The sequence below is a fragment of the Nonomuraea diastatica genome (assembly GCF_004349015.1).
Lineage (GTDB): Bacteria > Actinomycetota > Actinomycetes > Streptosporangiales > Streptosporangiaceae > Nonomuraea > Nonomuraea diastatica.
This window is the reverse complement of record NZ_SMKP01000017.1, coordinates 1-23,382: the sequence shown is the minus strand read 5'-3', so window position 1 is coordinate 23,382 and position 23,382 is coordinate 1. Positions and strand designations below refer to the sequence as shown.

Sequence of the window (23,382 nt, the reverse complement as noted above, 5' to 3'; positions counted from 1 at the left end):
GACGGATCGATGGTGACACGCAGGCAGTTCGGACTCGGCGCGCTCGCGATGGGCGTGCTGGGCACGGCGCAAACAGGCACGGCTCGCGCCTCGGCGGGCCACGACTACACGGCGCGGGAGACGTTCGACCTCTTCGAGCGCACCTTCCACGAGAGCGGCGCCGTGGGGCAGCCCACCGACAACAACGAGCACGGCGGCCTGGCCTGGGGCCAGTCCTACGTGCTGGCCGGCTTCATCCGCATGTACGAGGCCTACCGCGACACCCACTATCTTGACCGGCTCGTCACCAACATCGACCTCGTGCTGGGCAACCGCGACTCCGAGCGCGACGTGTCCGACTATCGCGGAGAGTCGCTGCCCGCGTGGCGGGCGATGCACCCCTACACGGTCGGCATCGCCGAGCTGAAGGACTCGACCGGCCGGCCCGTGCTGGAGGTGCGCAGCTCGCTGTCCTACGCCGACCTGACCACGGCCACCGTGCTGGCGGGCAGCACCGAGGATCGTTTCACCTTAGAGGTGAGGAGCGGCAGGAACGACGCGGTCGCCACCTTCACCGACCTGTCCATGGACCCCGGCTCCCCCGACTACGCCGTACGCAAGATCCTCGACGCCTACCCGACGCCCACCCAGGTCACCGCCCGCGACCTGCACGAAGAAGGCACCGCCCCGCCCATCCAGGGCGCGACCCCGCTTGTCTCCCAGCCCGTGATCTTCGCGGTGCACACCGGCATGATCACCTACCCGATCGCGTCGTTCGCCCGGATCGTGATGCGTACGCCGAAGCTCCACGCCGACCCGCGTTACAGGGCCAAGGCCGCGGAGTATCTCGACGCCGCCAAGGCCGCGGCCGCCGTGCACGACCGCGAATGGCGGCAGAGCGACGACGGCGGGCACCTTTCCTGGGTCAAGGGCACCCCGCTCGCCTACGACGGCACCGAGATGCCCACCAACCAGTTCCTCGCGCTCGGGCTCACCTACGCCGAGATCGCCGCCGCCACCGGCGACCCCGCCTACGCCGAGCGGGCCAGGCGGATGGCCCGCACGTTCGCCCGTGAGCTCAAGACCGACGCGAACGACGCCTACACCTGGTCCTACTGGCCGTCGTTCGGCGCGACCTACCGGGGCTTCGCCGCCACCGAGGGCATCTCGGAGTTCACTCCGTCCGGCCGTGGCGCCAAGCAGATCGAGGACCTCAGCCACGGCGCGATCGACGCCGAATTCGCCGCCCTCGCCTTCCGCCACGGGCTCGGCTTCAAGGGCGCCGACATGGCCAGGTTCGCCAGGACCTACAGCAAGAACATGGCCACCACCGACCCCGACGGCGTGCCGACCACGTTCCTGCGCGTCGACGGGACCGGCGGCCTGGCTTCCTCGGGCCAGTATCTCCAGGCGCCGCGGTGGATGGCCGTGGCGCAGTGGGACCGGGTGGTGTTCGACCACGCCAAGTCCATCTACGAAGCCCGCGCGACGGAGCCCAGCCAGGGCTCCCACATCGCCGGCGTGGCCTACCTCAACTGGCAGGCCCGCCGGCAGGAGTGACGACGGCCTTACCTGGGAAAGGAGGCGGCGGCGGCCAGGAACGCGTCATTGGCCTCGGGAGAGCCGATCGAGACGCGTACGCCCTCCTCCGCGAAGGGCCGGACCGCCACGCCCTCCGCCGCGCACGCGGCGGCGAAGTCGAGGGTGCGCCCGCCGAGCCGGAGCCAGACGAAGTTGGCCTCGGTGGGCGGCACCGTCCAGCCCTGCGCGAGCAGCGACTCCCTCACCCGGGTGCGCTCCTTCACCACCTGCTCGACCCGGTCGAACAGCTCGTCCTCGGCCCGCAGCGAGGCGATGGCCGCGACCTGCGCGAGGTGGTTGACCGCGAACGGGATGATCGTCTTGCGCACGGCCGACGCCACCGGCTCCTGCGCGATCATGTAGCCGACCCGCAGGCCCGCCAGCCCGTACGCCTTGGAGAAGGTGCGCAGGACGCAGACGTTGGGCCGGTCGCGGTAGAGGGTGAGGCCGTCGGGGACGTCGTCGTCGCGGACGTATTCGTGGTAGGCCTCGTCCAGCACGACCAGCACGTGTTCGGGCACCCGGTCGAGGAACGCCTCCAGCGCTCCGCGGCGGATGGCCGTGCCCGTGGGGTTGTTGGGGTTGCACACGAACACCATGCGCGTGCGGTCGCCGATCGCCTCGGCCATGGCGTCGAGGTCGTGGTCCTCGCCGGCCAGCGGCACCCTGACCGAGGTGACCCCGGCCAGGTCGGCGAGGAGCGGATAGGCCTCGAAGGAGCGCCACGCGTAGACGACCTCGACCCCCGGCTCACCCACCGTCTCGAACAACTGCTGCGCCACCGTGACCGACCCGGCTCCGAGCGCGACGTGCTCGGGCGGCACGGAGTGGCGCTCGGCGATGGCCTCGGTCAGCCTGATCGAGCCGGGATCGGGATAGCGGTTGATCTGCCGCGCTCCCTCGGCGATGGCCTCGACCACGGACGGCAGCGGGTCGTACGGCGTCTCGTTGGACGACAGTTTGTACGACCGGCCATCGGGAGCCGCTACGGCCTTGCCCGGTTTGTACGGGGCCATGCTGTCGAGAATGTGGCGGAAACGAGGCATGGCCCAACTGTAGAAGGCGCGGCGCGGTGAAGCATCACCCGTCCTAGCGAGGGACGCCTGCGTCAGTCTTTGAGGGTGCGCAACATCGGAGGGTGGAGCAGCTCGGCCGGGCCCCTGCGGTAGAGCTTGGCCGGGCGGCCTCCGTCGCGGGTCGTGGTCGCGCCCGTCTCCACCAGGAACCCCTCGGCCTTGGTGACCTTGCGGTGGAAGTTGCGGGGGTCGAGCAGCCGGCCCCAGACGATCTCGTAGACGCGCCGCAGGTCGGCCACCGTGAAGTCGGGCGGGCAGAAGGCCGCCCCCAGCGGGGTGTATTCCAGCTTGGAGCGGGCCCGCTCGACGCCGTCCTTCATGATGCGGCGGTGGTCGAAGGCCATGACGGCGAGCGAGTCGACCGGCTGCCAGCTCATGTGGGCCTTCTCCGAGGCCGGCAGGTCGGGGGCGAGGCCGAGGTAGGCGACGCTCAGCACCCGCTGGCGGGGGTCGCGGTCGGGATAGCCGTAGGTCTGGAGCTGCTCCAGGTGAACGGGCGCCCCGGGGAGGCCCGCCCGCTCGGCCAGGATGCGGTGGGCGGCGGCCGGGAGGTCCTCGTCGAGCTGGATGAAGCCGCCGGGCAACGACCAGCGCCGCAGGAACGGCGGGTTGTCGCGGCGCCAGACGAGCGCGCTCAGCGCCTGGTTGCGGACGGTGAGCACGACCAGGTCGACGCTGACCGGGATGCTCGGGACCATGGCAGGCACGTTACACGCAGCCGCCGACGGGGAGCGAACGGTGCGGCGCCCCGGGTCAGGTGTCGATCCGCACGTGTAACGGCTCCGTCGTCGACTGTCCTGACGGCACCTTCAACCCGATCTTGACCCACTCGCCGGCCGGCACCTGTGACCAGTTGAACGGCACCCACGCGGTGACCATGCCGTCGGGCAGTTCCTCCAGCGGGTCCTCGTCGAGCCAGCCGACCGCGGACACCACCAGCTCCTGAGTCCCGCCGGACCACTGGATGGTGACCGTGCCGCCCTTGAAGTTGTATCCGCGCACCTCCACGCCGTCCTGGACGTCACGCCCGCGGCGGATCGCGTCGACCGCGATGGGCCGCTGCCAGTCGGCGGTGATCTCCGTCTCCAGCGAGGGCCGGCCGCACGTCATGAAGTCGCTCCACATGTAGGAGACGATCTTCTGCACGTAGCGCCCGGCCATGGTCACGGCCTGGTCGAGCCGTTGCTTGTCGGTCTTGCCGCGCGTGCCCTGCGGGGCGCACGGCTGGTCGCCGGACGGCTCGAACGCCTCCACGTTCGCCCATAACTGCACCTCGTAACCGTCCATGAGCAGCTCTTCGCGGGCGATCGACATCTCGCGGTAGTAGTCGCGCGTGGACCCGTGGTACGCGGTCTCGTACGTGGACTCCCCCACCACCGGCCGCAGCCGCTCGTCGACCTCGCTCTCGCGCTCGTCGGGCCAGAACAGGCCCACCTTGCCGGTGCCGCGGCTGTCCTGGGGCGCGACGATGCCGACGCCCGTCTTCGTCAGCGCCCTGAACCCCTCGGCCACCTGCTTGGGCGTCTGGCCGAACGCCACCCGCTTGCGGGCGTCGAGGTAGGGGCTGATCAGGATGGGCTTGCCGGGTAATTCCTGCTCCACGATCCGGTGCTGGTCGGCATAGACCTCCAGCGTCGGGTTGTCGGCCAGGGTGTCGGACATCTGGACCTCGAACGGCTGGTAGACGCCGCCCAGCGACTCGCGCTCGGCGAAGCGCACGCCGTAGTCCTGCAGGATGCGCCGCGTCACCGTGGTGAGCGTGCCGATGTGCTTCCTGTTGGCCCTGGTCGGCGTCTCGGGGTCGCGGGGCGCGAGCGGCAGCGCCGGGAAGACCCGCATGCCGAACTGGTCGGCCAGGTCGAGCAGCTCCGTCAGGCTGTCCTTGGACTTGCCCGCGATCAGGATCATGTCGTAGGAGGTGGCCTTGCCGCTGAAGTCGCACGTGGGATCGTCCGAGCCGTCCGGCTGGGTGACGAGCCGGAAATAGGTGCGCTTGGGCGTCTGGATAACGTGTTCCATCTCAGGGCAGCGGAACAGGCCCTCGCCGAACGACTCGTCGGTGCGGTAGACGTACGTGCGGCCGATCCGGTTGCCGGGGTTGGCCTTCTTCAGATCCCGCTCGGCCGCGTCGTGGCAGGTCAGGCCGTCCTCTTCGCACGCTTCGTACAGCGAGTCGAGCTCGCCGTCCTTGGTCTTGATCTCGCCGGAGCCGGTGACGGGGCGATATTGCAGGCCGTAGCCGATCCTGATGATCGTGTCGCCGCCGACGTTGTGGATCTCCTGCAGTTGCTTGCGCCAGGTGCAGGGGTTGGACTTGGGGGTGATCCAGTAGCCGGTGACGGCGTAGGGGGCCTGCTCCTTGGTCTCGAACGTGCCACACCGGTCGGTCACCGCGCTCACCTTCGGCGTCGGCTCGGTGCTCGACGGCTTGGGCGTGGCCGGCCTGGCGACCGGTTTCTCCGACGAGTAGGGAAGCACGATGATCGCCGCCGCCACCACAGCGAGAATGGCCGCGCCCACAGCGAAGAAAAGCCAGCGCACGTTCAGGTACCTACCGCCCTTGAAGAAGAACCGTTATCGGCTGATGCCCGCCCACGACTCCAGCTGGGTGACGAACCGCTTCGCGGAGTTGGGCCAGTGGTGGTTGGCGCGGGCCGCCGCGTAGCCGCGCGCCCCCTGCGCCCGTCGCTCCCACGCGTCGTCGCGGAGGGTCAGCACCGCCTGCGCGACCGCCTTGGGGTCCTCCCACGGCACGACGACGCCGCTGTCGTAACGTTCGACCAGCTCGACAGCGCGTGGAGAGGGGGTGGTGATGACGGGGATGCCGTGGGCCATGTACTCAACGATCTTCGTCGGCATGGAGTGCCGGTAGTTGGGCTCGTCGTGGAGTAAGGAAAGCCCCGCGAGCGCCCCGTCGAGCCGCTTGAGCGCCTCGTCGTTGGGCATGAAGTCGCGCCATTCCAGCAGGCCCTCGGTGACGGCCTGGTTGAGCATCGGACGGCTTTGCGGGTCGGCGTACCCGATCAGCTCCACGGCCACGCGGTACGGCTGCAGCAGCTTGGCCACCTCGACGGCCTCGATCACGCCTCTGGCCCGCGACAACCAGCCGAGATAGACCACCCGGTCGTCGCCGGGAGGGGTCACGGAGTCGGGCACCCAGGTCTCGTTGGGCACGATGGGGTGCGCGTCCTTGAACCGGCCCGCGTACGCCGTCTCGGCCAGCATCAGGTGCATGTGACGCTCGGCGGTGCCTTCGAGCATGCGGGCCATGAAGCGCACGGGCGGCCGCAGGGGCGAGGGGAGCCAGGGCTTCAGCGAGAGCGTGGCCGGGGTGTCCTCGTGCACGTCCCACACCACGGGCGGCCTGTTGCGTATGCCCCACACGGCGAACAGCAGCTCGGGGTCGTGGACCAGGACGAGGTCGACCTTGTCGCGCATGCGCTTGAACAGCCGCCGGGCGGCCCACACGGCCGACAGTCGTTTGCGCTGCGCGGCCCTGGGCAGATCGACGCCCGTGACCCAGGGACGGGGGACGACGCCGAAAGCGGTGAACGACGCCGCGTACGTGACCTCATGACCGGCATCCACGAGAGCACGGATCTGCCGATGCAGAATCCTCGCGTCCTCGGGGTTATGCACCACCGTCATGACGAGCACGTGCACTGCGCGCAGCCCTCCGTCGCTACAGCCGCTCGACGCGTTCACCCTCGGCGAGAACGCCTCGGGTGTCCAGCACGAGCTTGGCTTTCGCCTCGACCATGTCGAGGTCGAACGCGGCGTGCTGCTGCAGGAGCAGCGTCACGTCCGCGTTGGTCACGGCCTCGGCGAGATCCTCCTCACGCGGCACCGCGGTGCCGTCGACCGACCACTCCTTGACGTACGGATCCGCGAACGAGAGCTCCGCTCCCAGCTCCAGCAGCGCCCGCGCCACTGGGAGCGCCGGGGTCTCACGCTCGTCGGCGATATCCGGTTTGTAAGTGACGCCGAGCATAACCACTTTGGCGCCGTTCACGGGCTTCTTGTTGCTGTTCAGCAATCGCTGGACGCGCGCCACCACGTACGACGGCATCCGCTCGTTGATCTCCTGCGCCAGCTCGACGAACCGGAACGGGTAGCCGAGCTTGCGCACGGTGTAGGACAGGTAGGACGGGTCGACGGGGATGCAGTGCCCGCCGACGCCCGGCCCCGGCAGGAACTTCTGGAAGCCGAACGGCTTGGTCGCGGCGGCCTCGATCGACTCCCACAGGTCGATGCCGAGCTCGTCGCAGAAGATCGCCATCTCGTTGACGAGGGCGATGTTGACGTGCCGGTAGGTGTTCTCCAGCAGCTTGGCCATCTCGGCCTCGCGGGTGCCGCTGACCGGCACCACCTGCTCGATGAAGCGCCCGTAGAACGCCGTCGCGCGGTCGCGGCAGGTGGGCGTGTAGCCGCCCACGACCTTGGGGGTGTTGTGCAGCCCGAACTTGGGGTTGCCCGGGTCGATGCGCTCGGGCGAGAACGCCAGGTGGAAGTCCTCGCCCGCGACGAGCCCCGAGCCCTCCAGCAGCGGCCTGGCCACCTCGTCGGTGGTGCCCGGCCAGGTGGTGGATTCGAGCACGACGAGCGTGCCCTTGCTCAGGTTGCGGGCGACGGTCCTGGTGGCGCCCTCCACGGCCGACAGGTCGGGGCGGTGGTCCTCGTCGAGCGGGGTGGGCACGCAGATGACGATGGTGTTGCTTCTGGCCAGCACGGTCTCGTCGAGGGTGGCGCTGAAGCCGTTGGCCAGCATGTGCTCGACGTCCGCGTCGGTCAGGTCATCGATGTAGGACTGCCCGGCGTTGAGCGCGTCGACCTTGCGGGGGTCGACGTCCACGCCGACGACCCGCAACCCGGCACCCGCCGCCTCTTTGGCGAGCGGCATGCCGACGTAGCCCAGACCGATGACAGCCAAGTCGATTTCTGTCACAGCTGTGCCTTTGGGAGCCGGAAACAACACTTCATGGTCGCAAAGGCTATCTCAACTCCACCTAGCTCACGCCTAATGCGACCGAACCCGTCGTAAGAGACAGCCAACACGAAGGTCATCATTCGGCAAGTGACCGGTATAGGGCTTGATAAGTCTCGGCAACCCTGCTCCACGTGCGCTTCGCCGCCACTTCGGCCCGACCCGCCTCGCCCATCTCCGCGCGCTTGGCGGGATCTTCCTTGAGCCCGGCGAGCGCCTTGGCCAGCGCGGCGGGATCGCCCGGCGGCACGAGCATTCCGGCGCCGTCGGAGCCGACGAGCTCGGAAAGCGCGGGCAGATCGCTGAGCACGACGGGTTTGCCGAGCGCCATCGCCTCGACCGGTTTCAATGGCGTAACAAGTCGGCACACGCGAAGGTCCTCGCGCGGGCAGACGAAGATGTCGATGGCGTCCTGCGCCTGCAGCGCCTCCTCGGGACCGACCCGTCCCGGCAGCACGGCGTCGCTCAGACCCAGCTCGTCGACCAGCTCAAGCAGGTTGTCGCGCTCGGTGCCGTCGCCGACGAGGAGCACCCGCACCGGGGCGCGGTCGTCACGCAGCAGCGCGGCGGCCCGCAGCAGGGTGGCGAACCCCTCGTAGGCCACGATGCTGGACACCGACCCGACCACGATCTCGCCGGGCTCGATGCCGTACGCCTGCCGGAACGAGGCGCCGTCGTAGTGGGCCGACAACAGCGAGTCGTCCACGGCGTTGGGCGCCAGGTGGATCTTCTCCCTGGGCACGCCGCGCTCGACGATCTCGGCGGCCATCGTCTCAGCCAGCGTCACCACGGCGTCCGCCTCGCGCATCAGGAACGCCTCGCGCTCGCGCTGGAGCACGTGCCGCTGGCTGCCGACGCGGATCGGGTCGCGCGAGGCCCAGGTCTCCTCCAGGAAGCCGCGCACCTCGTAGACGAACGGCGTGCCCGTCCTGTCGCGCACGGCGTGGGCGATCGAGCCGTTGCGGTGGTCGGTGGCGGCGTGCACGACCTGCGGCCGCAGCTCGGTCACCAGCTTGGTGACCCCGTCGGCGCCCCTCGAGATGCGGCCCTGGGTCTCGAACGGCATCTCCCCGTGCCCGTCCGGCAGCAGCCGGTAGTAGGGGACGCCGTCGATCTCGTCGTACGGGGCAGCGTCGGCGTGACCCTGCAACATCGGCCAGCCCCAGCTCGTGACCACGTGCGGGTCGATGCCCGCGGCCTTCTGCGAGGTGACGATGCGGTGGGTGCGGACGGTGTAGCCGGCCTGCGTGTACGGCAGCGCGTTGGTGACGACGTGCAGCACGCGGTTCTCGACCCGGCTCAGGATGGCCACCTTGGGGCCCGGCGGGATCGGGTCGGGGCTGATGGCGGCCAGCTCGCCGCGGTAGTAGGCGGCCCTGCGCTTGACGAAGGGGTATTTGGTGTGCGCCTCGAGCACGGCGGCGGCCTCGCTGACGCGGCCGGCGTCCCAGTGGGCCTTGGCGTCGTTCCACGGCCCCTTGACCACGCGCATGCCGAACTTGCGCACCATGCGCCGGGCCCGGCGCGCGGCCGGCCAGGCCACGCTGCCCACGATCGGCCGCATCCGGGGCGGGAGCGTGTCGGCGGCGGCCTGGGCCACGCGGACGGGGTCGGACCTGACCTTCGTCATGACCACCCGGGAAACGATGATCGGGTGCTGGACGAAGCCTTTGAGAAGTCCACCGACGCCGGCACGGGCGGACTTCGCGGAAACCCTGTCGGACGAGCGGGAGGAGTCTTGACGACTGGCGTCGGATGCCACGCGGTGACCGTACCATAGGCAACGTTTTTTCCCTTCCGCTATGAAAGGCGAGGTCAATGAGGGAGAACCCCCTGGTCCTGCACGTATTGGGTGCTCGTCCCAATTTCGTGAAAGCGGCCCCGGTGGTCCGGGCACTCGGTGAACTCGGCGTGCGGCAGGGCATCATCCACACCGGTCAGCACTATGACGCGCTGATGTCGGACGTGTTCTTCGCCGATCTCGGCCTGCCCGAGCCGGTGGCGAACCTGGGCGTCGGCTCGGGCAGCCACGCCAAGCAGACCGCCGCGCTGCTCGTCGGCCTGGAGGAGGTCGTGCAGGAGCAGGAGCCCGACCTGGTCGTGGTGTACGGCGACGTCAACTCGACGCTGGCCGCGATCCTCGTCTGCGCCAAGCTGGGCGTGCAGACCGCGCACGTGGAGGCGGGGCTGCGCTCGTTCGACCGCGGCATGCCGGAAGAGGTCAACCGGGTCGTCACCGACGCGCTGGCCGACGTGTTGTTCGCCACCTCGCCCGAGGCGCTGTCCTACCTGGCGTCCGAGGGCGTGCCCGCGTCCAAGGTGCATCTGGTGGGCAACCCGATGATCGACAGCCTGTACGCGGCCCTGCCCTCGCTGGACCCGGCGCCCGTGGTGGAGCGGCTCGGCCTGCCCGGCCGTTACGCCGTGGCGACCCTGCACAGGCCGGCGAACGTGGACACGGCCGAGGCCGCCAAGGAGCTGGTCGACGCGGTTCTGGACGTGTCGCGGCAACTCCCGCTCGTGGTGCCCGTGCACCCGAGGGGCAAGGCCCGGCTGGCCGAGGCCGGCCTGGTCGACAGCCCGTCGGTCAAGGTGGTGGATCCGCTGGGTTATGTGGACTTCCTCTCACTCGTACGCGGGGCGGCGCTGGTGGTCACCGACTCCGGGGGCGTGCAGGAGGAGACGACCGTGCTGGGCGTGCCCTGCCTGACCGTCCGGCCCAACACCGAACGGCCGATCACGATCACGCACGGCACGAACCGGCTGGTCACGCCCGCGCTCCTGCCTGCGGCGGCGGAGAAGGCGCTGGCCGACGGCGCCTCGACGCCGGCGGGCGAGCTGCCGGTGTTGTGGGACGGCCAGGCAGGGCCGCGGATCGCCAAGGTGATCTCCGCCTGGCTCAAGGGGGACAACCTGGCCCCTGCCTCTCAGGGCAAACGCCCCGAATAGTGGCTATTTCCGCCGTAGCATGATGTACCTCCGCTGAGCGTTAGGCGTCCACCATGGCCGAAGATCCCCGCGGGGGGCACGCCCCCCGCGTCCCCCCCTCAGGAGCAGCTCCACGCGGGGGGCAGGCCCCCCGCGTGCCCCCCACCGGCGCTTCGCACTCTTCCGTTGAATCCCTTGAGGTAGACGAACCCTCCGGGTTCGTCTACCAGCGACTCGGTCCCGTCAACTGGCTGCCTGAGGACCGCAAGGTCGTCGAGCGGTACGAGGCGGAGCTGAGAGAGCTGCGGCGCCGGCTGGAGATCGCCGAGGCCAAGGCCGCGTATGCCGGCTGGAAGCTGGAGGCCACGCAGGCCAAGCGCACGTTCAAGCTGGGCGAGGCGCTGGGCTCGAAGAGCCCCGGGAAGATCGTCGAGGCGGTCAGGTCGAAGCAGAAGGCTCCCAAGCCGCCCACGCCCGTCACCGAGGCCATCGAGGCGGCGAACAACCGGCCGCCGCTGGTCGAGGTGCCGGCGGTGAAGTGGCCGTCGGGCCCGGTCGACAGGCCCGGCCTGAAGGTCGCGGTGATCCTGGACGACTTCTCCAGGATGGCTTTCCGCTACGAGTGGGACCAGATCGAGTTCGGGCTCAAGGACTGGCCGGAGATCTTCGCGGAGAAGCGGCCCGACCTGTTGTTCTGCGAGTCGGCCTGGCACGGCAACCAGGGTCGCTGGCGCTACCAGATGACCGGCACCAACGCGCCCAAGGAGCCGCTGCGCGACCTGGTGGCCTGGTGCAGGCAGGAGGGCATCCCCACGGTCTTCTGGAACAAGGAGGACCCGCCGAACTTCGACTTCTTCATCGACACGGCCAGGCTGTTCGACTACGTGTTCACCTGCGACGGTGACATGTTGCCGAAATATCGCGAAGTTCTCGGACATGACCGGGTGGACGTGCTGCAGTTCGCCGCCCAGCCCCGCGTGCACAATCCCATCCAGCAGCGCCAGGGCCGCCTGCACGACGTGGTGTTCGCCGGGATGTACTTCCGTGACAAGCACCCCGAGCGCCGCGAGCAGATGGAGACCGTGCTCGACCCGATCAGGGAGCTGGGCCTGCACATCTTCGCCCGCAACGGCGAGGTGGACGAGAAGTACGCCTGGCCGGAGAAGTACCGGCCGCACATCGTGGGCGAGCTGCCCTACGACCGGATGCTGGCTGCATACCGGATGTACAAGGTCTTCCTCAACGTCAACTCGGTGCTGGACTCGCCGACCATGTGCGCCCGCCGCGTCTTCGAGCTGTCGGCCTGCGCGACCCCCGTGGTGTCGGGGTGGTCACGGGCGATCGAGGAGACCTTCGGCGGGCTCGTCCCCATCGCGCGCGAGCCTGTCGAGTCGTACAACCAGGTGCTGCACCTGATCAACAGCCCCGAGCTGCGGGCCAGGACGGGCCACCTGGCGATGCGCGAGGTCTTCGACAAACATCTGTTCTCCCACCGCGTCGACCAGATCCTCCAGCTCCTCGGGCACCATGTGCAGACGCGGTCGCGCTCGATCTCGGTCGTGCTGCCCACCAACCGCGCCTCCCAGATCGAGCACGCGATCTCGTCGGTGGCCCGCCAGATCCACCGGCCGCTCCAGCTTGTCATGGTGCTGCACGGCCTGGACATCGACCCGGTCGTGGTCGCCGACAAGGCCCGCATGGCGGGCATCACCGACGTCGTCGTCCTCCCCGCGGACGCCTCGCTCTCGCTCGGCGCCTGCATGAACCTGGGCATCGCCGCCGCCGAGGGCGACCTGATCGCCAAGATGGACGACGACAACCTCTACGGCGAGCACTATCTGTCGGACCTCGTCAGGGCGTTCGACTACTCCGACGCCGAGCTGGTCGGCAAGGGCGCGCACTACGCGTACTTCGAGGGCATGAACACGACCATGCTGCGCCTGCCCGGCCTGGAGCACCGCTACTCGTTCCTCGTCCAGGGCGGCACGTTCCTCGGCAAGGCCGACATGTTCCGGTCGTACGGCTTCGCGGACATCACCCGTGGCGAGGACACCGAGCTGGTACGGCGGCTGAAGGAGGACGCCGTCAAGATCTACTCGGCGGACCGCTTCAACTTCGTCTACTGGCGCAGCGCCGACGCCTCGATGCACACGTGGCAGGCCGACCACATCAAGCTGACCCGCAACGCGCAGTTCGCCTTCGTCGGCCGCCCTGACGACCACGTGCTCATCTGACCCGTCAGGCGACCTGTTCGAGGTTCTTGTCGGCGAGGCGGGCCAGTTCGTACAGGCCCTGCGCCTTGACCTTCTGGCCGACCACGAGCATGCTCATGACCACGGTGCCCCGCCTGATCATGACGGAGCCGATCTGCGCGTCCTTCTCGCCGCCGGCGGCCGAGGTGAGGTAGGCCCGCGACTCGTCGCCCTTGGGCGGCATCTTGAGCGTCCTGGTCTTGTACGTCACCTGCGTGCCGCCGACGTCGGCCGTGTAGGAGGCGCACTGGCGCGGCAGCGGCTTGGGGAAGGACTCCGACGGCAGCGACACCACCGCCTGCGTGATCGAGCCGCGCTCGGCGGCGAACGCGATCACCGCGGCGGGCGCCCCCGCGATGTCGGGCTGCTCGATGTCGAGCTGGGCCGCGCCCGCGCACTCCGGCCGCTGCAGCTTGGCCTGGCGAAGCGCGGCGATGCCCTGCTGGGTGGACTTGAGCTTGCCGAACGCCCCCAGCTCCGGGCCGTAGGCGACGTGCATGCCGTCGGGCACCGGCAGGAGGGCGGCGCGGAGCTTGGCCGAGGCGGCGGACGGCGAGGACGCGGACGCCGAGGCGGCGGGCGCTTGCGGCTCCTCCCCTGAGGAACATCCGGCAAGGGCCAGCATGCCCAGACATATGCCAGAAATGGTCTTAAGCATATACGCTCCAATTCACTCGCGCGGCATTGTCGAAAACGCTAGAGGACGCGGAGAGTACGCAGCCGGGCAACGTCGCTATTCGTGGAATTCAATGGTTTCGCGGCTTTTTCCGGTTCCGCGGCATACGAGGGGCACCGCACAACCTGCACGATCGTGCTGGTCAAGCACTCGCCTCCGGCCGGACGGAGCCCGCCAGGAGGCGTCGAAGGGGTGCGTGCCGGTCACTTGACTCCCCGGCCTGACATGCCGGACGGGTGGCCCAATCAGGCATTCGCCGTAATAGGTCGCGCAAAATGTTTCTCGAACCACTGCGCGGCGTGACGCCGCTTTTCGCCTGGCTGCTGATGATCGCGCCATGGGCTTGACTCCACGCGACCTCGGGATGAACCAGATCATTTCCCGCCGGGACTTCTTCGACGGCATAGCCGTGAGCGCTCTGGGGAGCCCAGTGGCGCGCGTGGCGCATGGTGCCCCTGGGCAAGCTGAGACGCCTCAGAACGCCGCGTACGGGCCGAGAGGCTTCACGGTGCGGGGAGACACCAGTGAGGCGCTCAGCGTGCCGCACGCGCTGCGGGACGGGCGGTTCTGGGCTCACGCGGACCCGCCGGAGGCGACAGGTGAGCGCTACGACCTCGTGGTGGCCGGCGGCGGGCGCAGCGGGATGAGCGCCGCCGCCGAATGGCTGCGGCGCGATCCCGGCGCCGCCGTCCTCGTCCTCGACAACCACGACGAGGCCGCCGGGCAGGCCCGGCGCGACGCGCTGCGCCGCAGGATCCGCCAGGAACGGCCCGACGGCGTGATGTGCGACGCGGAGACCTTCGGCGCGGACACGCTGGTCAGGCTCGCCTCCCCCGGATGGGCCGACGAGGTGCCCATCGCCGAACGCGCCAGGCGCGACCTGCGCATGCTCCACGAGGACCCGCCCGACTGGTTCCCCAGGCTGTCGGCGGAGGAGAAGCAGGAGCGGCTGGCCGCGCTCACGTACTCCGAGTTCCTGCTGCAGGTGTGCGGGGTCCATCCCGACGTCGAGCGGTTCTGCCGGACCATGCCGTGCCGCGAATGGGCCTACGACACCCGGGCCTTCGGCGCGATCGACGCCTGGGGCGCCGGCTATCCGGGCTTCGGCGGCCTCGTGCTCGACCGGGACAAACCCTCCCGGCTCAACTCGCCCAGCGTGCGGCAGGAATGGCAGGCGGGCGCTGGAGAAGACCACGTCGCCACGCCGCCGTCCGACGGCCGGGCGCGGCTGCGACTGTCCAGCCCGGTGGTGTTCGCGCGCGACGGCGCCGGCGCCGCGACCGTGGGCTACTTCGACGGCCACCAGGTCATGACCGTCGAGGCCGGGTCGGTGATCCTGGCCTGCTGGAGCGCGGTCGTCCCGTACCTGGTGCCCGAGTTGCCCGAGGACCAGCGGCGGGCGCTGCGCTCGGCGATCAGGGTGCCGCTGCTGCACGCCACGGTGCGGGTGCGCGACGCGCGCGCGTGGCGGCGGCTCGGTGTTCTGCGGGTGCGCTGGACGGGGGCGTACTGGTGTTTCTGCGAGCTCGAATCGCCCGCCACCGTGCACCTGCTGGCCGCGCCCTGCCGCTCCGAGCTGGGGCCGGGCGCGGGCGCGGCGGCGGGCAGGCGGGAACTCGTCAGGACGCCGTACGGCCGGCTCGAGCACACCATCCGCGACCAGCTCGCCAGGCTGCTCGGCCCCGCCGGTTTCGACCCCGCGGCGGACATCGAGGCGATCACCGTCGACCGGTGGGGGCACGCGAACACACCCGAGTACTGCCGGCCCTGGCACCCGTACTATCCCGACGGGCCGTTCCCCGCGGACGTCGCGCGCAGGAAGTTCGGCAGGATCGCGATCGCGGGCTCCGACTCCGCCCCCGTCGGCCGCGGCGACGCGGCCGTGTCCGCCGCGCTCCGCGCCGTCGGGGAGCTGGCGCGATGAGGCCGTGGCTGCGCATCTTCGTGACGGGTTTCGTGCTCTGGCTGGCCACCGTCGTCGTCACGGCCTGGACACGCAACTCCAACCTCGTGCCGACCGTGGTGCTGTTCGGCAGTTTCCTGGTGCCGGTGACGTTCGTGGTCTGGGCGTACGGGCGGGGCCGCTCGTCCCGGGTGACGGTCGAGCGGTTGTTCACCGCGTTCTTGGTGGGCGGCGTGCTGGGCGTGCTCGGCGCCTCCCTGCTGGAGAGCTGGCTGGTCCGGCCGTCGATCCTGATGTTCGTGCTGGTCGGCCTGATCGAGGAGGGCGTGAAGCTCGCAGCACTGATCTTCGTCAGCCGGCCCCTCCTCAAAGGAGCGCGATCAGCCCGCGAGGGAGCGCCGGTGTCTGGACTGAGAAGAGAGGGAGCGCAGCGACCGAACGACGAGGGAAGACACCGGACATCAGCGACCGAGCCGCGATCCGAAGGATCGCCATCAACATCGCCGTCAATACGGGACGGGCTGGTGCTGGGAGCCACTGTGGGGTTCGGGTTCGCCGCCTTCGAGAGCGCGGGGTACGCCTTCAACGCCCTGTTCACCTCCGAGGGCCTGTCGCTGGTGCAGCTCGTGGAGACCGAGGTGCTGCGCGGCATCCTGACCCCGGTCGGGCACGGTCTGTGGACGGCGATCGCCGGCGGCGTGCTGTTCGGGGCGGGCGGCCGGCTCACGGCGCCGGTCTGGCTGGCCTATCTGGGTGTCTCGCTGCTGCACGCGTTGTGGGACTCGATGACCGCCATCGCGATCGCCATCACCCTCGTGCTGACGGGGCAGCCGTGGCAGTTCCAGCTGCTGCGGATCGGCAGGGTGCCGAACGTGACCGACTGGCAGGTGCACGTGTACACCCTGCTGAACTGGGGCGGACTCATCGTGATCTCGCTGGTCGCGCTGGCCTGGCTGGAGAGGATCGTCGCTTCGGCCCGCAGAGCGCCCAAGATCCCGTCTCAATAATCCCGGTAATGAACGCCTTCCCCCCACTGCGCGGGGACCATAAACGGTGCTAGTCTCCTGTGCGATCTTCCGGAGGTGTATTTACACAAGGTGTGGAAATGCCCCCGACTCGAGGTTGGGACATGGGCTCGCGAAACCGGTCAATTCGGTTCAAGATCTTCTTATTGCTGCTGCTACCCCTCCTGTCTCTGAGCGCGCTGTGGGGTTTCGTCCTCAACCTCACCATGGGCGACACCCAGTCACTACTCCGGGCGGACACGCTCTACCAGACGATCGGTGTGACCTCCACCGACCTGGGACTACAGCTGCAGGCCGAACGTGTGCGCTCGATGGAGCCGCTCACCGCGCGTGAGCTCGCCGAGGTGCTCGGCGGCCAGCGCTCCCGCACCGACAAGGCCGTCGGCGACTTCCGCCGGGCCGTCGACGAGGCCGGCGACGCCGTCGACGGCGACCTGCGCCGCCCGATCGGCAACCTCAACGTCGCCCTCGACCGGCTCGGCCAGATCAGGGCCGGCGTCGACGAGAGCCGCGGCGACCGCCTCACCACGCTCAACGCCTACAACCACGTGCTCGACCGGCTCTTCCTGGTCTATGACCACCTGGTCAGCGTCTCCGACCTGGCCATCTTCCAGCAGGCCTCCTCGATGCAGGCCATGGGCATGGCCAGGGAGTACATCGCCAGGGAGCACGCCCTCATCGTCGGGACACGCGGCGCCGAGCGGCTCAGCGATCCCGAGGCGGCGGCCTTCACCGAGTACGTCGCCTCCAGGAAGTTCCTGCACGCGCGCGGGCTGGCCGGGCTCGACGTGCGGTTGCGCGAGCCGTACAAGCTGGTCTTCGCCACCGACCCGTTCCTCTCCTTCACCAGCCTGGAGGCGCGCGTCGCCGGATCCGGCGAGCTGCCCACCGAGGACGACCGCTGGCACGAGGTCGTCGACCGGCTCACCGCCCAGCTCGACGAGATCGGCGCCGAGTCGTCCGCGACCGTGGCCACGCGCGCGGCCGAGGCCGCCACCTCCACCATCGTCAAGATCGCCGTCTCGGGCGGCGTCGGTTTGATCGCGGTGCTCGGGTCAATCATCATCTCTGTACGCTTCGGTCGCCGCCTGGCCGGCGAGCTGGGCGGGCTGCGTTCCGCCGCGGTCGAGCTGTCGCAGACACGGCTGCCCGAGATCGTCGCGCGGCTGCGCAGGGGCGAGGACGTCGACGTGCGGAAGGAGACGAAGGCGATCAAGGTGAGCGGGTCCGCTGAGATCATCGACGTGGCCAGGGCCTTCGGCTTCGTGCAGCGCACCGCCGTCAACGCCGCGGTCGGCCAGGCCTCGCTGCGGCGCGGCGTCGGCCAGGTCTTCCTCAACCTCGCCCGCCGCAAGCAGGGCCTGCTGCACCGCCAGCTCGGGCTCCTCGACGGCATGCAGCGCCGCACGCACGACCCCGACCGGCTGGAGGAGCTCTTCAGGCTCGACCACCTGACCACCCGCATGCGCCGCCACGCGGAGAGCCTGATGGTGTTGTCAGGCGCCGAGCCTGGAAGGGCCTGGCGCAAGCCGGTGCCCGTGATCGACATCGTCAGGGCCGCGGTCGCCGAGGTCGAGGACTACACCAGGGTCGCCGTGGAGTCGATGCCGGTCAGCGCGGTCGACGGCGCCGCAGCGGCCGACATCACCCATCTGCTGGCCGAGCTGGTCGAGAACGCCACCATCTACTCACCACCCGACACGACGGTCCAGGTGCGCGGCGACATGGTGAGCAACGGATACGCGATCGAGGTGGAGGACAAAGGCCTCGGCCTGTCGGCCGACGAATACGCCCAGTTCAACGCGTTGCTGGCCGCGCCACCCGAGTTCGACCTGGCCGACAGCGACAGGCTCGGCCTGTTCGTGGTGGCCAGGCTGGCCGAACGGCACGGGATCCAGGTGCTCCTGCGACGCTCGCCCTTCGGCGGCACGACGGCCATCGTGCTCGTGCCGCGGACGCTGGTGACCGACCAGGCGACGCTGGAAGCGGGCGGCGGCGACGGCAAGGCCGCCCTGCCGAGCCGTACACGGAAGAAGGCGCTCGCGGTCGTGACCTCGGGCACCCACGCCGGGCTGCCCAGGCGGGTGCGTCAGGCCAAACCGGCGCCGCAGCTCAAGCAGCAACCGCCTGAGCCGGAGCCGCAGGCCGAACGCTCCCCTGATGAGGTACGCGACCTGTTCTCCGCGTTCCAGCGGGGAACGCAACGCGCCCGAGAAGAAGCCTCTGAGGAGGGGCCCATGAGTAAGGGGGATGCATGAGTGTGCCGGCCACCAACACCGGTGAACTGAACTGGCTGCTGGACGACCTCGCGACGAGGGTCGCCGCAGTGCGCCAGGCGGTCATCCTGTCGACAGACGGCCTGGCGGTGGGTTATTCCAGCGGGCTGACCCGTGACGACGCCGAGCACCTGTCAGCGGTGGCGGCCGGGTTCCAGAGCCTGGCCCGCGGCACCGGGCGGCATTTCGGCGGCGGCGACGTGCGCCAGACCATCGTGGAGATGGAGACCGCGTTCATGTTCGTCACCGCGGCGGGACAGGGCACCTGCCTGGCCGTCATCGCCGATGCCAGCGTGGACGTCGGACACATCGCCTACGAGATGGCGATGCTGGTCAAGCGGGTGGGTCAGCACATCAGCACCAACCCACGCGCTGGAGCGTCATGAGCGATGGCCCGCAGTGGTTCGATGAGGAGGCGGGGCCGATCGTCCGGCCCTATGCTCTCATCCGTGGTCGCACGCACTCCTCCGGAGACACGTTCGACCTCGTGGCCACCGTGCGCGTCATCGGCGACCCGCCTGACGAGCTCGGCCCAGAACAGCAACTGATCCTGCGGGCAGCACGAAACCCGATCTCGGTGGCGGACCTGGCCGTCGAGATCGACCTGCCCGTCGGCGTCGTCCGGGTCATGCTCGGCGACCTGCGTGACAACGGCCTCATCTCGGTGACGTCGCCCTCGGCTGGAGGGGCGCGCTCAAATGAGCGCATTCTCAAGGAAGTGATCAATGGACTCCGTGCTCTCTGAGGACCCCGTCGCGCTCAAGATTCTTGTCGCGGGGGGTTTCGGCGTCGGCAAGACCACACTGGTCGGGTCGATCAGCGAGATCAAGCCGCTGCGCACGGAGGAGGTGCTCTCCGACCGCGGGATCGGCGTCGACGACCTCGACGGGGTGGAGGCCAAGACCACCACCACCGTCGCGATGGACTTCGGCCGCATCACGATCCGCGACGGGCTCGTGGTGTACCTGTTCGGAACGCCGGGCCAGGAGCGGTTCTGGTTCATGTGGGACGAGCTGTCCCACGGCGCGCTGGGCGCGGTCGTGATCGCCGACACCCGGCGGCTGACCGACTGCTTCCCGTCGGTCGACTACTTCGAGCAGCGCGGCACGCCGTTCGTGGTGGCCGTCAACTGCTTCGACGGCGCCGCCCAGCACAGCGTCGACGACGTGCGCATCGCGCTCGACCTCGAAGACGACGTACCGGTGATGCTCTGCGACGTGCGGCGGCGCACCTCCGCCAAGGAGGTCATGATCACCCTGGTCGAACACTCGCTGCGGACGCTCGCCTCCGCGAACTGACGCGCGGGCCCCGGCTACAGGGCACGCAGGCCGTTGATCACCTCTCGGAGCAACGACTCCGAGGGGGCGGCGGCCTTGTCGCGCGGCGGGCGCACGGTCACCAGGCCGTGGTCGAGCAGGTCGCCCAGCAGCACCCGCACGACGGCGACCGGCAGGCTGAGATCCGAGGCGACCTCGGCGACGGGTTTCGACTGCCCCGCCACGCAGGTCAGCAGCCGGCGGTGCTGGAAGCCGAGCTCCGACTTGGCGGGCGCGGGCAGGCCCGTCGAGACGACGGTCGCCAGCAGGTCGAGCGCCGACGACGACGTGGGCTTGGTGCGCCCGCGGGTGACCGCGTACGGCCGGACGACCGGCCCCGCCTCCTCGTCGACCCACTCGTGCTCGCGGCTCACGATTCAGATCCCCCATCCTGCTCGCTGTCCTTCCGCCCGCGCTGCCAGCCGGACTGGAGCGAGGAGAGCAACGCCCTGGCCTCCTCAGGTGAGCGCTCCGCGACCGGCGGCTCGGCGGGCGGCGTCTCCTTGAGCCGCTGCGGCAGATTCGCCTGCCGTTCCCGCCGCGGCAACCCCGTCTCCCGCTCACGCTGGGGCAGGCCCGTCTTCCGCTCGCGCCGCGGCAACCCCGTCTCCCGCTCGCGCTGCGGCGGCTCGGCCGCCTCGGGGTCCTGCCGCCGCGGCGACGCCGCCGGGCCACCACCCTGGAGTTGCTGCGGCACCGCCGTGTGACCGTTCCCCTGGGCCTGCTGCGGCACCGCCGTGGGGCCGCTCCCCTGGGCCACCGCCCTTCTGCTGGTGCGGATCCGGCGCGGCAACTCGCCCGGCCCGGTCGGTTCCTCCCTGACGACCGACACGGAGACGGACTCGAAGTCCACCTGCTGCACGGGCGTGGGGATGGGCTCGACCAGCGAACCGGGCACGAGCACGATGGCGGTGGTGCCGCCGTACGGTGAGGGTTTCACCGTCACCTTGACGCCGTGCCGGGCGGCGAGCATCGCGACCACCGCGAACCCGAGCCGCTCGGTCTGCGCGGGGTCGAACTCCGGCGCGCTGGCCAGGCGTTCGTTGATGGCCCTGCGGGTGTGCTCGTCCATGCCCAGGCCGCGGTCCTCGATCTCGACCGCGAAGCCCTTGCCGACCATCTCGCCGCGCACGGAGACCTCGTTGCCGGGGGAGGAGAACGAGGTGCCGTTCTCGATCAGCTCGGCGAACAGGTGCATGAGGTCGGCCACCGCGGTGCCGGAGACGCCGCACTCGGACATCGGGTAGACGCGGACGCGGGTGTACTCCTCGACCTGGGCCGCCGCGCCGCTCAGCACGTCCTCCATCGGGATGACGCCGCGCCACCTGCGGCCCGCCGAGCCGCCGGAGAGCAGCACGAGGCCCTCGGCGTGGCGGCGCATGCGGGTGGTGAGGTGGTCGAGCCTGAACAGCCGTTCCAGGGCCTCGGGCTCCTCCGTCTGCCGCTGCATCTCGTCCAGCAGCCGGAGCTGGCGCTGGAGCAACGACTGGCTGCGCCTGGCCAGGTTGCGCAGCGCCTCCGACACGCCGTCGCGCAGCTTGGCCTGCTCGACGGCGGCGTCCACGGCCGTGCTCTGGACGCTGTCGAACGCCGCCGCGAGGTCGCTGACCTCGCTGGTCGAGTTCTCGCTCACCTTGATCGGCGGGGCCTCGGTCGCGATGTCGACGCTCTCGCCCTTGCGCAGCTTCGACACGACCTCGGGCAGCCTGATCTCCGCCAGATCGAGCGCCGTGCGGCGCAGCGCGGCCAGCTCGCGGGTGATGCGGCGGCCGACCCTGATCGAGATGACGATGGAGAACACGACCGCGATCAGGCCGAGCGCGCCGGCGACGGCGGCCCGCACCAGGATGGCCGCGCCCGCGGGCTCCATCCTGGCGAGCAGCTTGTCGCCGGTGTTGCCGATGGCCTCCCGATATTCGGCCTGCACCTGGTCGGCGATGCCCCGCCAGAGCTGGATGTCCACCCGCTGGCCGCCGATGTAGCCCTCCAGGAGGTTCTCCATCGTGACGTAGCGGGGCGAGTAGTACAACTTCTCGAACGGCGCCCGCAGCTCGGTGTCGAGGTTGGCCAGGGCCTGGGGATACAGGTACGTCCTGGCCCCGTCGATCCCGGCCAGCATGTGCGTCTCGTGCATGGTGGCGCGGCCGTTCGTGGCCACGATCAGCGCGTGCTCACGGCTCAGCAGCTCGCGCGCCTGGTCGGCGGCGATCAGGCCCTGCCCCTGCAGGGACAGCTCCAGGTCGGTGCTGACCACCAGCCTGGAGTACAGCAGGTGGATCTCGTCGGAGATCTTCGAGTACTCCGTGACGAGGTTGCCGGCGACGAATCTGCGGTCGTCGACCTTGTTCCTGATGTCGGGCAGCCGGTCGGCCTCCGCGAGCACGGTCTGGAGCTGGGTCCGCATGTCCGGGGTGAGAGCGTCCTGGGTGTCCTGCGCCATCGCGCCATCGCGCAGCTGCTTTCTGGCCACGTCGACCTTGCCCCGCGCCTGCTCCAGCGCCTGGGGATCCCGCACCGCGCCCGCGAGCCGCTCGGCCGAGGCCAGCCGCTCGGCCTGCAGGCCGGACACCAGGGCGTCGGCCCTGTTGATGACACCGGTCCAGAGGGTTTCGACCTTGAGCAGGTTGAGCGCCTCTCCCGACGTGGTGCTCGCGGCGAAGCCCCAGAGCGCGATCAGGGAGATCAAGGGGATGACGAGCAGCGTCGAGATCTTGAATCTGATGGATCTGCCCGATGCCATGACACCTGCTCCCGGATAGAAGATCGCGGGAGAGAATAGCATCGAAACAGATGCTTCTAAGATCGACTAGCGATAAATCTGTGATATGTCGGGAAATTGACGGCCTTTGAGGCGCTCGGCCGCCAGGCCAGCCACGCCAGCCATCCCGCGAGCACCGCCAGCAACGACACCTCCGCGGCCAGCAGCAGCCGCTCCACCAACCCGATCATCACCCGCTCGCCCGGCAGCGCCACGTAGGTGATCGCCAGCAGCCCGAACCCGCCCGCCAGCGCCACCCACTCCACGGCCCGCGCGACGGGCTTCCACGCGGCGTGCGCGGTCAGCCGGGGCACCAGCAGCGCGCCCGCGGCCGGCAGGCTCACGAACGCCGCGACCGACGCGTACCTGTGGATCTGCGCCGCGAGGTCGAGATTCTGGCCGATGGGTGTGGTCGGGATGATCGCCGCCACGATCAGCGCTCCCGACCACACCATCAGCAACCGCCCAGGCATCCCCCGCACGGGCGCCCCCGCGGACCGCAGCCCTGCCAACAACACCAGAGACCCGACCCCGAGAACCGCCATCGCCGCCTCCGTCACGCCCCCGCGGTCGGACACGGCGAACTCGCTCACGGTCACGTTCATGGGGTCGAGGTAGGGGCCAGAAC

General features: G+C 69.8%; 19 protein-coding genes. 9 read left to right on the top strand and 10 right to left on the bottom strand.

Annotation, left to right across the window (positions count from 1 at the left end; all coding sequences use genetic code 11):
- Positions 1-9 precede the first annotated feature (9 nt).
- On the top strand, positions 10-1,539 hold the full coding sequence (locus E1294_RS08420) for a hypothetical protein (RefSeq protein WP_132506486.1): 1,530 nt from the start codon (positions 10-12) through the stop codon (positions 1,537-1,539).
- Between the two features lie 8 nt (positions 1,540-1,547).
- Here the strand turns inward: E1294_RS08420 and hisC are convergent, their stop codons facing one another.
- From hisC to E1294_RS08390, 6 genes are all read right to left on the bottom strand, one after another.
- A complete protein-coding gene (hisC, locus tag E1294_RS08415) occupies positions 1,548-2,606 on the bottom strand; it encodes a histidinol-phosphate transaminase (RefSeq protein ID WP_181958470.1) in 1,059 nt (352 codons plus the stop codon).
- Between the two features lie 62 nt (positions 2,607-2,668).
- Complete coding sequence (locus E1294_RS08410; protein WP_132506484.1) at positions 2,669-3,334, bottom strand: NUDIX hydrolase; 666 nt, start codon at positions 3,332-3,334, stop codon at positions 2,669-2,671.
- A 55-nt stretch (positions 3,335-3,389) separates the two neighbouring features.
- Complete coding sequence (locus E1294_RS08405; RefSeq protein ID WP_132506482.1) at positions 3,390-5,177, bottom strand: DUF4434 domain-containing protein; 1,788 nt, start codon at positions 5,175-5,177, stop codon at positions 3,390-3,392.
- A gap of 33 nt (positions 5,178-5,210) precedes the next feature.
- The gene (locus E1294_RS08400; RefSeq protein ID WP_132506480.1) at positions 5,211-6,299 is read right to left on the bottom strand and encodes a glycosyltransferase; all 1,089 of its coding nucleotides are present in this window, start codon (positions 6,297-6,299) and stop codon (positions 5,211-5,213) included.
- A 19-nt stretch (positions 6,300-6,318) separates the two neighbouring features.
- Positions 6,319-7,566, bottom strand: a complete 1,248-nt coding sequence (locus E1294_RS08395) for a nucleotide sugar dehydrogenase (protein ID WP_281284389.1) — start codon at positions 7,564-7,566, stop codon at positions 6,319-6,321.
- Between the two features lie 133 nt (positions 7,567-7,699).
- On the bottom strand, positions 7,700-9,250 hold the full coding sequence (locus E1294_RS08390) for a glycosyltransferase family 4 protein (protein ID WP_246082888.1): 1,551 nt from the start codon (positions 9,248-9,250) through the stop codon (positions 7,700-7,702).
- A gap of 188 nt (positions 9,251-9,438) precedes the next feature.
- Here E1294_RS08390 and wecB point away from each other — a divergent pair, with 188 nt between their 5' ends.
- Together wecB and E1294_RS08380 are read left to right on the top strand one after the other, a co-directional pair.
- On the top strand, positions 9,439-10,569 hold the full coding sequence (gene wecB, locus E1294_RS08385; protein ID WP_132506474.1) for a non-hydrolyzing UDP-N-acetylglucosamine 2-epimerase: 1,131 nt from the start codon (positions 9,439-9,441) through the stop codon (positions 10,567-10,569).
- Positions 10,570-10,703: 134 nt separating this feature from the next.
- Positions 10,704-12,782, top strand: coding sequence for a glycosyltransferase family protein (locus E1294_RS08380; protein WP_246082881.1), 2,079 nt, complete (start codon positions 10,704-10,706; stop codon positions 12,780-12,782).
- A 4-nt stretch (positions 12,783-12,786) separates the two neighbouring features.
- Here the strand turns inward: E1294_RS08380 and E1294_RS08375 are convergent, their stop codons facing one another.
- Complete coding sequence (locus E1294_RS08375; RefSeq protein WP_132506472.1) at positions 12,787-13,425, bottom strand: hypothetical protein; 639 nt, start codon at positions 13,423-13,425, stop codon at positions 12,787-12,789.
- A 559-nt stretch (positions 13,426-13,984) separates the two neighbouring features.
- Here E1294_RS08375 and E1294_RS08370 point away from each other — a divergent pair.
- The 6 genes from E1294_RS08370 to E1294_RS08345 all read left to right on the top strand — a co-directional run bounded on the left by E1294_RS08370 (position 13,985) and on the right by E1294_RS08345 (position 19,978).
- Positions 13,985-15,400 carry an NAD(P)-binding protein gene (locus E1294_RS08370; RefSeq protein WP_246082880.1) on the top strand — a complete coding sequence of 472 codons (1,416 nt, stop codon included), beginning with the start codon at positions 13,985-13,987 and terminating at the stop codon, positions 15,398-15,400.
- Complete coding sequence (locus E1294_RS08365) at positions 15,397-16,386, top strand: PrsW family glutamic-type intramembrane protease (protein WP_132506470.1); 990 nt, start codon at positions 15,397-15,399, stop codon at positions 16,384-16,386. The genes E1294_RS08370 and E1294_RS08365 overlap by 4 nt, the downstream gene beginning before the upstream one ends.
- A gap of 164 nt (positions 16,387-16,550) precedes the next feature.
- A complete protein-coding gene (locus E1294_RS08360; protein WP_165977167.1) occupies positions 16,551-18,662 on the top strand; it encodes a sensor histidine kinase in 2,112 nt (703 codons plus the stop codon).
- Positions 18,659-19,066, top strand: a complete 408-nt coding sequence (locus tag E1294_RS08355) for a roadblock/LC7 domain-containing protein (RefSeq protein WP_132506466.1) — start codon at positions 18,659-18,661, stop codon at positions 19,064-19,066. Before E1294_RS08360 ends, E1294_RS08355 begins: the two co-directional genes overlap by 4 nt.
- Positions 19,063-19,425: a DUF742 domain-containing protein gene (locus tag E1294_RS08350; RefSeq protein ID WP_132506464.1), complete on the top strand. Its 363-nt coding sequence runs from the start codon at positions 19,063-19,065 to the stop codon at positions 19,423-19,425. The genes E1294_RS08355 and E1294_RS08350 overlap by 4 nt, the downstream gene beginning before the upstream one ends.
- A complete protein-coding gene (locus tag E1294_RS08345; protein WP_132506462.1) occupies positions 19,406-19,978 on the top strand; it encodes a GTP-binding protein in 573 nt (190 codons plus the stop codon). Before E1294_RS08350 ends, E1294_RS08345 begins: the two co-directional genes overlap by 20 nt.
- Before the next feature lie 14 nt (positions 19,979-19,992).
- On the opposite strand, the gene E1294_RS08340 is transcribed toward E1294_RS08345, so the two are convergent.
- The 3 genes from E1294_RS08340 to E1294_RS08330 all read right to left on the bottom strand — a co-directional run.
- On the bottom strand, positions 19,993-20,370 hold the full coding sequence (locus E1294_RS08340; protein WP_132506460.1) for a DUF742 domain-containing protein: 378 nt from the start codon (positions 20,368-20,370) through the stop codon (positions 19,993-19,995).
- On the bottom strand, positions 20,367-22,736 hold the full coding sequence (locus tag E1294_RS08335; RefSeq protein WP_165977166.1) for a sensor histidine kinase: 2,370 nt from the start codon (positions 22,734-22,736) through the stop codon (positions 20,367-20,369). Before E1294_RS08335 ends, E1294_RS08340 begins: the two co-directional genes overlap by 4 nt.
- A 56-nt stretch (positions 22,737-22,792) precedes the next feature.
- On the bottom strand, positions 22,793-23,382 hold a 590-nt coding region (locus E1294_RS08330; RefSeq protein WP_132506456.1), incomplete at its 5' end, for a DUF998 domain-containing protein.

What these genes read in the sequence shown, in the direction of transcription:
- E1294_RS08420 (WP_132506486.1), top strand. Translation starts at nt 10, where the DNA reads ATGGTGACACGCAGGCAGTTCGGACTCGGCGCGCTCGCGATGGGCGTG.
- hisC (WP_181958470.1), bottom strand. Translation starts at nt 2,606, where the DNA reads ATGCCTCGTTTCCGCCACATTCTCGACAGCATGGCCCCGTACAAACCG.
- E1294_RS08410 (WP_132506484.1), bottom strand. Translation starts at nt 3,334, where the DNA reads ATGGTCCCGAGCATCCCGGTCAGCGTCGACCTGGTCGTGCTCACCGTC.
- E1294_RS08390 (WP_246082888.1), bottom strand. Translation starts at nt 9,250, where the DNA reads ATGACGAAGGTCAGGTCCGACCCCGTCCGCGTGGCCCAGGCCGCCGCC.
- wecB (WP_132506474.1), top strand. Translation starts at nt 9,439, where the DNA reads ATGAGGGAGAACCCCCTGGTCCTGCACGTATTGGGTGCTCGTCCCAAT.
- E1294_RS08375 (WP_132506472.1), bottom strand. Translation starts at nt 13,425, where the DNA reads ATGCTGGCCCTTGCCGGATGTTCCTCAGGGGAGGAGCCGCAAGCGCCC.
- E1294_RS08365 (WP_132506470.1), top strand. Translation starts at nt 15,397, where the DNA reads ATGAGGCCGTGGCTGCGCATCTTCGTGACGGGTTTCGTGCTCTGGCTG.
- E1294_RS08355 (WP_132506466.1), top strand. Translation starts at nt 18,659, where the DNA reads ATGAGTGTGCCGGCCACCAACACCGGTGAACTGAACTGGCTGCTGGAC.
- E1294_RS08350 (WP_132506464.1), top strand. Translation starts at nt 19,063, where the DNA reads ATGAGCGATGGCCCGCAGTGGTTCGATGAGGAGGCGGGGCCGATCGTC.
- E1294_RS08345 (WP_132506462.1), top strand. Translation starts at nt 19,406, where the DNA reads ATGGACTCCGTGCTCTCTGAGGACCCCGTCGCGCTCAAGATTCTTGTC.
- E1294_RS08335 (WP_165977166.1), bottom strand. Translation starts at nt 22,736, where the DNA reads ATGGCATCGGGCAGATCCATCAGATTCAAGATCTCGACGCTGCTCGTC.